This is a genomic window from Aliiroseovarius sp., from assembly GCF_030148435.1.
GTDB lineage: Bacteria > Pseudomonadota > Alphaproteobacteria > Rhodobacterales > Rhodobacteraceae > JASBTN01.
Genome location: NZ_JASBTN010000022.1, coordinates 1 through 9294, shown reverse-complemented (window position 1 = coordinate 9294; position 9294 = coordinate 1). Strand labels below are relative to the sequence as shown.

Genomic DNA, 9294 nt, shown 5'->3' with positions numbered 1-9294 from the left:
CCTTGAAATCATCCTTCGACTGGCGCTTCAGCTTTTCGGCAATGGTATTCAAAATCATCGGCTCGCTCCGCAATATCAGGAGCGGCAACTTCTCTCCCCATGGTCAACATCGAGTTAACCTGAAGAATTTGCGACAAGGCCTCCAGAAGCCCACGACCATCGTGACGCGGATCAGCGTCTCGGCGGCCATGCGGGCGATGGCGCGGTCGCCCAGCGCCAGCGCGGCAAGGACGAAGCCCGCAAGGATCAGGGCCAGAAGGACCGGCGTCGTGGCCGCCATGCGGCGGCGGATCGTGTGTTGGCTGGTCATGGATCAGACCCTCGGCTTGGCCCCGACGGGGGCGAAAAGGCCCTGCGGCCGGAAGAGGAGAACAAGGATGACGCCGCCGTAAAGGAAGGCATCGCGGAACGGCCGCGCTTCGGCAGGCAATCCCGCCTGCAACAGGGCAGAGGCCGCGCCGATGCCCAGCCCGGCCGCCACCGCGCCCGACAGGCTGCCCATGCCGCCCACGACCGTGGCGATGAAGGCCACCAGCATGATCTGCCCGCCCATGCGGACATCGGCCACGCCGGTCTGCGCCACAAGGACCAGCGCCACAACGGCAGCCAAGGCCCCCGACAGCGCGAAGGCGCCCGAAATCACCCGGTTCGACCGCACGCCCAGCATCCGCGCCATGGTGAAATCTTCGGCCGCCGCGCGCATTTCCAGCCCCAGCCGCGACTTGCGCAGCATCAGCGCCAGCGCCGCAAGGATCACCACCACCGCCGCGATGACGATCAGTTGCAGCAGCGGGACCGAGGCTGTCGCCACCTGCACGGGCTGGCCCAGCTCGGCCCAGAGGCTGACAGCCTTGGGCCGCCCGCCGTAAAGCACCAAAAGCAGGTTCTGCAACGCCACGCCCAGCGCGAAACTGCCCACCATCAGCGCCACGGGCGAGGCGTTCCGCATCGGACGGAAGACCAGCGCCTCGGCCACCAGGGCCAGCCCTGCCCCGATCATAAGGATCAACGGCACCAGAACCGGCGCGGGCAGCGCGCCAAGCCCCAGCACCGCCATCGCATCGGTTGACGGCACGATCAGCGCAAAGACCGCGGAGGCGATGAACTGGCCATGGGCGAAGTTGACCAGCCGCATCACCCCGAAGATCAGCGCGATGCCCAGCGCGGCGACGGCATAGATGCCCCCCAGCGCCAGCGCGTCGAACAGCAGTTGCAGGCTCATGCCGCACCTCCGAAATAGGCTTCGGTCAACAGGTCGCGGGCCGCGAATTCGGTGGCGTCGCCATCGGCCACGATCCGGCCACCCCGCATCAGGAGCATCCGCCCCCCCACCCGGGCCGCGCGGGCCGAGGATTGTTCGACGATCACCAGGGTCAGCCCTCGCACGGCCTGAAGCTGGCAGAGACGGTCATAAACCTCGTCCACCACCTTGGGGGCGAGGCCAAGGGACGGCTCGTCCACAAGCATCACCTTGGGGTTGGTCATCAGCGCGCGGGCGATGGCCAGCATTTGCTGCTGCCCGCCCGACAAGGCACCCGCACTGGCCCTTGCGCGTTCGCGCAGGATCGGAAAGGCGGTGAAGACGGTTTCCAGATCATCGGCGACCGCGCTGCGATCCCGCCGCATGCCGGTGCCGACGGTCAGGTTTTCCAGCACGGTCAGGCCCGCAAAGATGCGACGCCCTTCCGGCACCATCGACAGTCCGCGCCGCGCGATGGCCTCTGGCCCAAGGCCCGACAGGATGTCTCCGTCCATCTCGATCCGGCCATGCGCCGCGCGCACGGAACCCGCAATGGCAGACAAGAGCGACGACTTCCCCGCCCCGTTCGGACCCGAAATGAAAACGCGTTCCCCTTCGGCCACGGTGAAGGAAAGCTCTGCGATGGCGGTCAGCTTGCCGTAGCGCACCGCAAGGTCGAAGATGCCGAGCTTGGCCATCATGCCGCCTCCGCATGGGCGCCGAGATAGGCCTCGCGCACAGCAGCGGAGCCGAGGATCACGCTCCGGTCGCCGTGTTCGATGACGCGGCCACCATCCAGCACAACGACATCGGAACAGACCGACAGGACCAGTCCTACATTGTGTTCGATCAGCAGGCAGCCGATGCCGCGGTCAAGGGCGATGCGGCGGATCAGGGCGGCCAGATCTTTCGCCTCGGCCTCGGACATGCCGGCGGCGGGTTCATCAAGCAGCAGATAGGCGGGTTCGCCCATCAGCGCCCGGGCAATGGCCACGCGCCGTTCGTCGGTATAGGGCAGACCGGCGGCAGGGCGGCTTTCAAGAGGGGCAATTCCCATCCAGCCCAGCAGGTCGCTTGCCTGCCGTTCCGCCTCGGCCCGGCGCAGGCCAAGACCGACGCCGGTGCAGGCCAGGTTGTCCAGCACGTCCAGACCGCCGAACAGGCGACCGGCCTGAAAGGTGCGCGCCACACCGGCGCGGCGCAGGCGGTGGGCGGGCAGCGCCGAAACGTCCCGCCGATCCAGAAGCACCCGCCCGGACGACGGGCGCTGGAAGCCGGTCAGGACATTCACACAGGTCGTCTTGCCCGCACCGTTCGGGCCGATCAGCCCGACGACTTCCCCCTCGGGGACTGACAGAGAGACCTCTGTCAGCGCGCGGAAGCCGCCGAAGGCCACCCCCACCTGTTCCAGCGCCAGAGCCATGTCAGACCACCTCGACGGTGCGCGCGGTTCGCTGATGGGCGGCGGTGTCGGCGGCCACGGTCAGCACATAGACCGCCGAGGCGTCGAGTTCGGCCATCCAGCCGGGTTCGATGACGATGGTCGTCGTCACCTCCTGGATCACCGCCGGGCCGGTGATGCGGTCGCCCGCGCCCAGAAGCGCGCCGTCATAGACCGGCGTTTCGTGCGCGATGCCGTCGGCCGTGAAAATCATCTCGCGCGTCCCCTTCAGCGCGGAATGCGCGCCCTTGCCGGGGGCCGAGGCCATCCGTCCGGGCTTGTCCACTGCGCCGGTAATCGCGCTTTCGACGTTCACCACCTCGACCGCGCTGTGCGGTTCGGAATAGGTGTACAGCTCTTCGTGACGCGCATGGAAGGCGGCCTTCAGGCGGTCCAGCGCGGCTTCGGTGATCTCGAAGGCCTCGATATCCACGGTGCATTCATGCACCTGCCCGACATAGCGCATGTCGAGGCTGCGCCGGACCGAGATGCGTTCATCCGTAAAGCCATCTGCCATCAGGTCGGTGCGCCCCCGGTCTTCCAGTTCGGAAAAGAGCACGTTCAGGCGGGCGGCGGAGTCGGCCCCTTCCAGACGCGCGGCGACGGGGGCCATGTAGTTGTATTTCACGTCCGACAGGATCTGGCCAAAGGCACACAAGCCCGAGGCGAGCTTCGAGATCAGCACCTTGCGGATGCCCATCTCGCGCGCCAGCGCCGTGATATGTGCCGCCGTCGCCCCACCCGCGCAGTTCAGCACGAAGTCGCGCGGGTCATAGCCCCGTTCGACCGAGACACGGCGAATGGCGTTGACCATGTTGTTGTTCACGATGGTGAACATCCCGTAGGCCGCCTTTTCGATGCTGATGCCCAGCGGGTCGGCCAGATGCGTCTTGATCGCGCGGCGGGCCTTTTCGACGTTCAGCGGCAGTCGGCCCCCGACAAGGCCATCGGGGTTGAGATAGCCCAGAACAAGGTTCGCGTCGGTCGTGGTGGGCTTTTCGCCACCCTGGTCATAACAGGCGGGGCCGGGTTCCGAGCCTGCCGATTGCGGACCCATCTGCATCAACCCCATGCTGTCGATCCAGCCGATCGACCCGCCCCCCGCGCCCAGCGTTTCCACCTGGATCATCGGGATGCCGATGCGGTAGCGCAGGAAGTCGATGTTCTTGGACACGTTTGCCCGCCCGTCGCGGGTCAGGGTGATGTCGAAGGACGTACCGCCCATGTCGACGGTGATGATGTCCTTCATCCCCCACGGCTCGCCCAGCCAGAGCGCGGCCTGCGGGGCCGAGGCGGGACCGGAATTGATGGCATAGACCGACTGGTCGCTGACCACATGTCCCAGCGCCAGACCCCCGTTCGACTGGAAGTAGCGCACCGGATGGCGCGCGCCGAGGGACTGGAAATAGGCATCCACCGCTTCGACATAGCGTTGCAGGATCGGGGCGAGGTAGGCGTTGACGATCGCGGTCGAGGTGCGGGTGTATTCGCGCACCTGCGGGTAAAGCTGGCTGCCTACGGTCAGGCGGACATTGGGCATCATTTCCCGTACGATCTCGGCGGCGCGGGCCTCGTGTTCGGGGTGCAGGACCGACCAGACGAAGCTGATCGCCACCGACTCCACCCCTTCGCGCAGGAAGTGGCGGCAGGCGTCGCGCACGTCCTCTTCGTTCAGCTGCGTATGGACCTTGCCGTTGGACAGCACCCGTTCGGCCACGCCCCGGCGCAGGTAGCGCGGCACCAGCATGGTCGCGGGCGGGTATTCGGGGTCGTAGCGGTAGCCGTCTTCCTTGTGGCCCAGACGGATTTCAATGCTGTCTTCATGGCCGCGCGTGGCAATCAGGCCGGTCTTAGCCCCATTGTGGGTGATCAGCGCGTTCAGCCCGACCGTGGTGCCGTTGATGCACAGATCCGCATTCGACACGATCTGCTCGGGGGAAAGGCCCGTTTCCTCTTGGATCAGTTTCAGGCCGTTGCGGATGGCGGCGGTGGGGTCGTTCGGGGTGGACAGCGCCTTGAAGATGCGCACGCTGCCCTTGCGGTCGGCAAGGATGAAGTCGGTGAAGGTGCCGCCCGCGTCGATGCCGAGACGATACTGGTTCTGCATGGGATGGGTCCTTTCGGGGTGTCCGGGATTTGGCGGGGACAGGCGTCCCCGCGTCCGGATGCATTCGGTTCGGGTTGGGCGGTTCAGGCGGCGCGCAGGCGGGCGGTGGCTTCGTGATCCACGGTCAGGCTGTCGCGGTCTGCGATCACCACCCCGTAATCCAGCCGCGCCCCTTCGAGGCTGACCAGACCGTTGCGCACATCTTCGACCACCTTCTGCACGTCGCGTTCGAAGGGGTTGCCGTAGCCGCCGCCGCCGGGGTTCTTGTTGGCCGCGCGTTCGCCGGGCTGGATGGTTTCGATCACATTGTCGGTGATGATCTGGGTCTGCCCATTCCGCGTGACCTCAAGCCGCCCGACCTTTGACGAGACGAGCGTGGACTTAGCCCCTGCCGCACCCATGGCGGGGATACGCCGTCCTTCGCCGAAGGTGATCAGGGTCATCGGGGTATCCAGTGGTTCGACTTCCCAGCACGTGCCCGACCCGCCCCGGTTCCGACCCGCACCGCCCGAGTCTTCCATCAGCGAATAGCGATGGATGATAATCGGATAGCTGTGTTCCAACATCTCGATATCACCGGAGGTGAGCGCGCCGAAGCAGCATTCCGGTCCCACCGCGTGCCAGCCATCTGCCTGCGCCGTAGCCCCCGCGCCCGAGATGATCGAGGCGAGCACCATGGTCACGTATTCCTCATCGTGGCGCTTGTCCCAGCCCGCGATGTTGCAGCCATTGGCATGGCCCCAGCTTGCCGAAACCTTGTGCGGGGCGGCCTGTTCGAAGGCCAGACGCACCGCATCGGTCAGCGTCTCCATCGGGGTCGTGGTGCAGTTCATATGCGGCGCGGGGGACTTCGCGTTGCAGAGCGTGCCCTTCGGCCCCATGTCGGTCGTCACGCAGCGGTACAGCCCTTCGTTGTAGGGTGGCGGCAACTGGGCGAACATCATCAGCCCCAGATAGACGCCAGAATGGCTGTTCCCTTCGTAGCTGTTGATGAAATAGGGGATCTGCGGCGGGCTTGAGATGGCGATGTGGCAGCCTTCGCCCTTGACCGTCACGGTCGCCGTGATCTCGAAATCACCGTAGCCGTGGCCTGCATCTTCAAGGATGGCGGTGCCGGTATAGGTGCCGTCCGGCACGTCCGAGATCAGCTTGCGCATATGCGCTTCGGCCATGTCGAGCAGTTCGGCGATGCAGTCCTGCACGACATCCTTGCCGTATTTCTTCATTAGATTGACCAGATTGCGCGCGCCCACCTGGCAGGCCCCGATGAGCGCGTTAAAGTCGCCTTCCTGATCGCGGCGGGCGCGCATGTTGGTCAGAAGCAGGTTCATCACGTCCTTGCGCGGCCGACCACGATCCCACAATTTGACCGGCGGGATGCGCAGGCCTTCGGCGAAAATCTCGGTCGCATTAGGGTTGTAGCCCGCCGGAACCGGACCGCCGATATCGGTCAGGTGGCCCTTGCAGACCGTCCAGAAGACCAGCTCGCCCTCATGGAACACGGGCATGTACATGCAGGTGTCGATGATGTGGCTGCCGCCATAGGCGGGGTCATTGTGAAGGATCAGGTCGCCTTCGTGGATGTCGCCTTCGAAGAAATTGGCGACCGACTTCATCGCTGGGATCAGGCTGCCCAGATGTATCGGGATATCCTGCCCTTGCAGGATCATCTCGGGCGTGTGGTTGAAGAGCGCGGTCGAATAGTCATGCGCCAGATTGAACACCGAAGACCGTGCCGTCTGTTCCAGCGTCAGGGTCATCTCGCGCTGTGTGGTTTCCAGCACGCCCCGCACGACCGAAAGCGTGATCGGGTCCACATTGCGTTTGGTCATCCTTGTTCCTCCCCGGATGGGAAAACGGCGCCGGATCGCAGGAAGCGTTGCAGATGACCCCCTGAACCCGGACTGTTTTCCAGCCTCTCGTCATTCCGGAAGACTGGCGGAAATCCGCGCCGCATTCTTGCAGCGCGGGGCATGATCCTTTGCATCTCCGTGCAATCCGCAGGCCGCGCTTGACGCTGGGCGCGCAAAGCCTTGACGCAGGGCGCACCGCGGGGGCCGGTCGGATTGATAAGACTTGATACGATGCGGTTTCGGCCCTACCAATTCTAAAGCAGCGCTTTGGGGAGAGGGCGCATGGAAATCGTCGCGCACAACACCACGCAGATCCTGCCGAACCAGCGTTCGGCACATTGGACACGCGTGATCGGCGAAACCTACTTTCCCCTGCAATTGACCTTTCGCGACGCGGCCGCCTTTTCGGGCACGCTAGAAAAGCGGCAGATGGGAAATGTGTCGCTGTCGCGGCTGGCGACGGAACCGCTGCAATACGAACGCAGGCCGACGCACATTTCGCACACGCGCGAAGAGGAATACCTGATCACCGTCCCCCGCCTGAGCCCGGTCGAGTTCAAGCAGATGGGACGCGAGGTCCGCTGCGACCCCGGCGGTTTCATCATTGAACGCGGTGACGAACCCTACCGCTTTTCCTATGACACGGCGAACGAGCTGAGTGTCCTGAAGATCAGCAAGAAGTCACTGGCCGAGAAGGTCCGCGATCCCGATAGGTTCTGTGCAAGGACGATCGACTCGCGCAGCGGTCTTCCGTCGCTCTTCACTTCGATGATGCATCAGCTGCATTCGCTGCCCCTGTCGGCGGGGCGTGCTGCTGACATCCTCGGTCGGCAGATCGTCGATGTCCTTGCCCTCGTGCTCGACGAATCTGCGACAGACGACCATCAAGTGCGCACCTCAGTGCGGGCCGGACATCTGCGGCGGGCGGAACAGGTGATCCGCAAGCACTTGTCCAACCCCACCCTGTCGCCCGAATTCGTGGCCGAAGCCTGTGGCATCTCGAAGCGCTATCTGCACGAACTTTTCGGCGACACGAACCAGACCGTTTCCCAGTTCATTCGGGATGAACGGTTGATAGCGGCAAAGGAACTGATCCTGTCCTCGCCCGCGCTGTCGATGGCCGAGATTTCATACCGCTTCGGCTTCTGCGATCAGGCGCAGTTTTCAAGGCTGTTCAAGGCCAAGTTTGGCGTGGCCCCCTCGGAATGGCGACGGAGTCCTACCAATTGACGCTCCCCTCCACCGCCCGTGGCTCGGGCGGTTTTGCGCTCCGATTGCCACCCTTATGAGCGCGGCTTCCAAACAAAGCACAGGAAAGCAGACGTCAGCGCGTGGATGGTCGACAGTCCGCAAAGGGCCGTATCTGCCCGTTGAAGCATGCGGTGAGGTTCAGCGACCAAGCACCGGTTAGACCCGAGCCGGCACTTTCCGTGTCCGCCTGGCGCTCTTCGCAATTTCCTGAAATACCCGTGCCGCTTCTACGAAGACCTCGGTGCCCGCAGGTCCAGCGGACGCAGTCAACCCTGACAGCTTCCCGACAGGCGCTAGCCTACGATCCGCCCCGCCCCCTTGTATTGTCGGCAACGCTTTCCCCTTCCGCGCCCGATCAATCGGCCCAAAATGCCGATCCTCGTAGTAGCGGATGTGTCGCGCCCGGATCGGATACTGTCCCTCGGGCAGCACTAGCACCTCATCCAACGGAAACCGCAGCACCTCGTTCGCCGAGATCAACGGCCGCTCTTCCGACCGCCGGCTGACATTGGCACTGTCCTCCAACGCCCGTACCCGCGACTGACTCTCGGTCACGGCGGTGATGGTTGACCGCCCCAAGGCATTCGACAGCACCTCGGCCGTCCGATCGTCCTGAGGTGTCATGTAGATCTGCACACCGGCCCCACCTTGCAGAGAGCGCCGCCCGGTCTCGCCATAGAGGTCATCGAGGCCGGGAATGGTCTGGGAGATGATGAAGAAGCGGCCGCCGAAACTGCGGATGGTCTTGATGGAGGAGAGGACGAGGGGCTGCCGACCGAGCTGGTCAAACTCGTCCATCAGGAACATGACCGCATGGGGTTCGTCCGGACCAGGCTCACGGCGCTGGAGGGAAGCGATGGCATCCGCGAAGAGAAGCCGGACGAGTGGGGCGAGGGTTTTCAGGTGCTCGGGCTGGACAACGATATAGAGACTTTGGGGATCGCGGCGGAAGGTCGAGAAGTCGAAGTCGCTGGCCGAGGTCACCCGGTCGACCGCGGGGTCATTCCAGAGTTCCAGACCGGATCCCTGGATGACGGACACATAGGCGCCGAGGGTCTTTTCCGGGACGTCGGCCATTTCGAGGAAGGTGCGGGAGACGATCGGGATGCTCGTGGTCTCGGCAATGGCCGTATAGCTCTTCTTCTTGTCGCCACCCCCGGCCATGATCTCACCGGCAAAGCCCAAAGTTGGGCGGCGCTGTTCGATGGCGTAGAGGCACGAGGCGATGAAGAGCCGCTTGCCGGCATTGAAGAAGCTCTGCGGGCGTGTCGCAAACACTTCTGGAGGCAGCTATCACCCAGCCAAGGCCGGTATTTTCATGCTTTGTTAACCTTTTGCAGTCCGAAGAGGCGCGCAAGCAAATCATTCTGGTCATTGACGGTCCAGCCGCCTGAAAAGCCAA

8 protein-coding genes and 1 pseudogene are annotated in these 9294 nt (G+C 64.3%); 1 reads left to right on the top strand and 8 read right to left on the bottom strand.

Features of this window, described 5'->3' with window-relative positions:
• Positions 1-103: 103 nt before the first annotated feature.
• From Q1V43_RS03775 to Q1V43_RS03750, 6 genes are all read right to left on the bottom strand, one after another.
• On the bottom strand, positions 104-310 hold the full coding sequence (locus tag Q1V43_RS03775) for a hypothetical protein (protein ID WP_300514080.1): 207 nt from the start codon (positions 308-310) through the stop codon (positions 104-106).
• Between the two features lie 3 nt (positions 311-313).
• Positions 314-1222, bottom strand: coding sequence for a branched-chain amino acid ABC transporter permease (locus Q1V43_RS03770; RefSeq protein WP_300514078.1), 909 nt, complete (start codon positions 1220-1222; stop codon positions 314-316).
• Complete coding sequence (locus tag Q1V43_RS03765; RefSeq protein WP_300514076.1) at positions 1219-1941, bottom strand: ABC transporter ATP-binding protein; 723 nt, start codon at positions 1939-1941, stop codon at positions 1219-1221. The genes Q1V43_RS03770 and Q1V43_RS03765 overlap by 4 nt, the downstream gene beginning before the upstream one ends.
• Positions 1938-2663 (bottom strand): ABC transporter ATP-binding protein, encoded by a 726-nt coding sequence (locus Q1V43_RS03760; RefSeq protein ID WP_300514074.1) that lies wholly within the window; start codon positions 2661-2663, stop codon positions 1938-1940. Before Q1V43_RS03760 ends, Q1V43_RS03765 begins: the two co-directional genes overlap by 4 nt.
• A 1-nt stretch (position 2664) precedes the next feature.
• A complete protein-coding gene (locus tag Q1V43_RS03755; RefSeq protein ID WP_300514072.1) occupies positions 2665-4788 on the bottom strand; it encodes a hydantoinase/oxoprolinase family protein in 2124 nt (707 codons plus the stop codon).
• Between the two features lie 83 nt (positions 4789-4871).
• On the bottom strand, positions 4872-6620 hold the full coding sequence (locus Q1V43_RS03750; RefSeq protein WP_300514070.1) for a hydantoinase B/oxoprolinase family protein: 1749 nt from the start codon (positions 6618-6620) through the stop codon (positions 4872-4874).
• 303 nt (positions 6621-6923) lie between these two features.
• Between Q1V43_RS03750 and Q1V43_RS03745 the strand changes: the two genes are divergently transcribed.
• The gene (locus Q1V43_RS03745) at positions 6924-7871 is read left to right on the top strand and encodes a helix-turn-helix domain-containing protein (protein WP_300514068.1); all 948 of its coding nucleotides are present in this window, start codon (positions 6924-6926) and stop codon (positions 7869-7871) included.
• A 177-nt stretch (positions 7872-8048) separates the two neighbouring features.
• On the opposite strand, the gene Q1V43_RS03740 is transcribed toward Q1V43_RS03745, so the two are convergent.
• Positions 8049-9170 carry a type IV secretory system conjugative DNA transfer family protein gene (locus Q1V43_RS03740; RefSeq protein WP_300514066.1) on the bottom strand — a complete coding sequence of 374 codons (1122 nt, stop codon included), beginning with the start codon at positions 9168-9170 and terminating at the stop codon, positions 8049-8051.
• A gap of 38 nt (positions 9171-9208) precedes the next feature.
• Positions 9209-9294, bottom strand: a pseudogene (locus tag Q1V43_RS03735) (IS6 family transposase); the annotation flags it as partial.

Coding starts and splice junctions, on each gene's coding strand:
- Q1V43_RS03760 (WP_300514074.1), bottom strand. CDS start 2,663: ATGGCTCTGGCGCTGGAACAGGTGGGGGTGGCCTTCGGCGGCTTCCGC.
- Q1V43_RS03775 (WP_300514080.1), bottom strand. CDS start 310: ATGACCAGCCAACACACGATCCGCCGCCGCATGGCGGCCACGACGCCG.
- Q1V43_RS03755 (WP_300514072.1), bottom strand. CDS start 4,788: ATGCAGAACCAGTATCGTCTCGGCATCGACGCGGGCGGCACCTTCACC.
- Q1V43_RS03770 (WP_300514078.1), bottom strand. CDS start 1,222: ATGAGCCTGCAACTGCTGTTCGACGCGCTGGCGCTGGGGGGCATCTAT.
- Q1V43_RS03765 (WP_300514076.1), bottom strand. CDS start 1,941: ATGATGGCCAAGCTCGGCATCTTCGACCTTGCGGTGCGCTACGGCAAG.
- Q1V43_RS03745 (WP_300514068.1), top strand. CDS start 6,924: ATGGAAATCGTCGCGCACAACACCACGCAGATCCTGCCGAACCAGCGT.
- Q1V43_RS03750 (WP_300514070.1), bottom strand. CDS start 6,620: ATGACCAAACGCAATGTGGACCCGATCACGCTTTCGGTCGTGCGGGGC.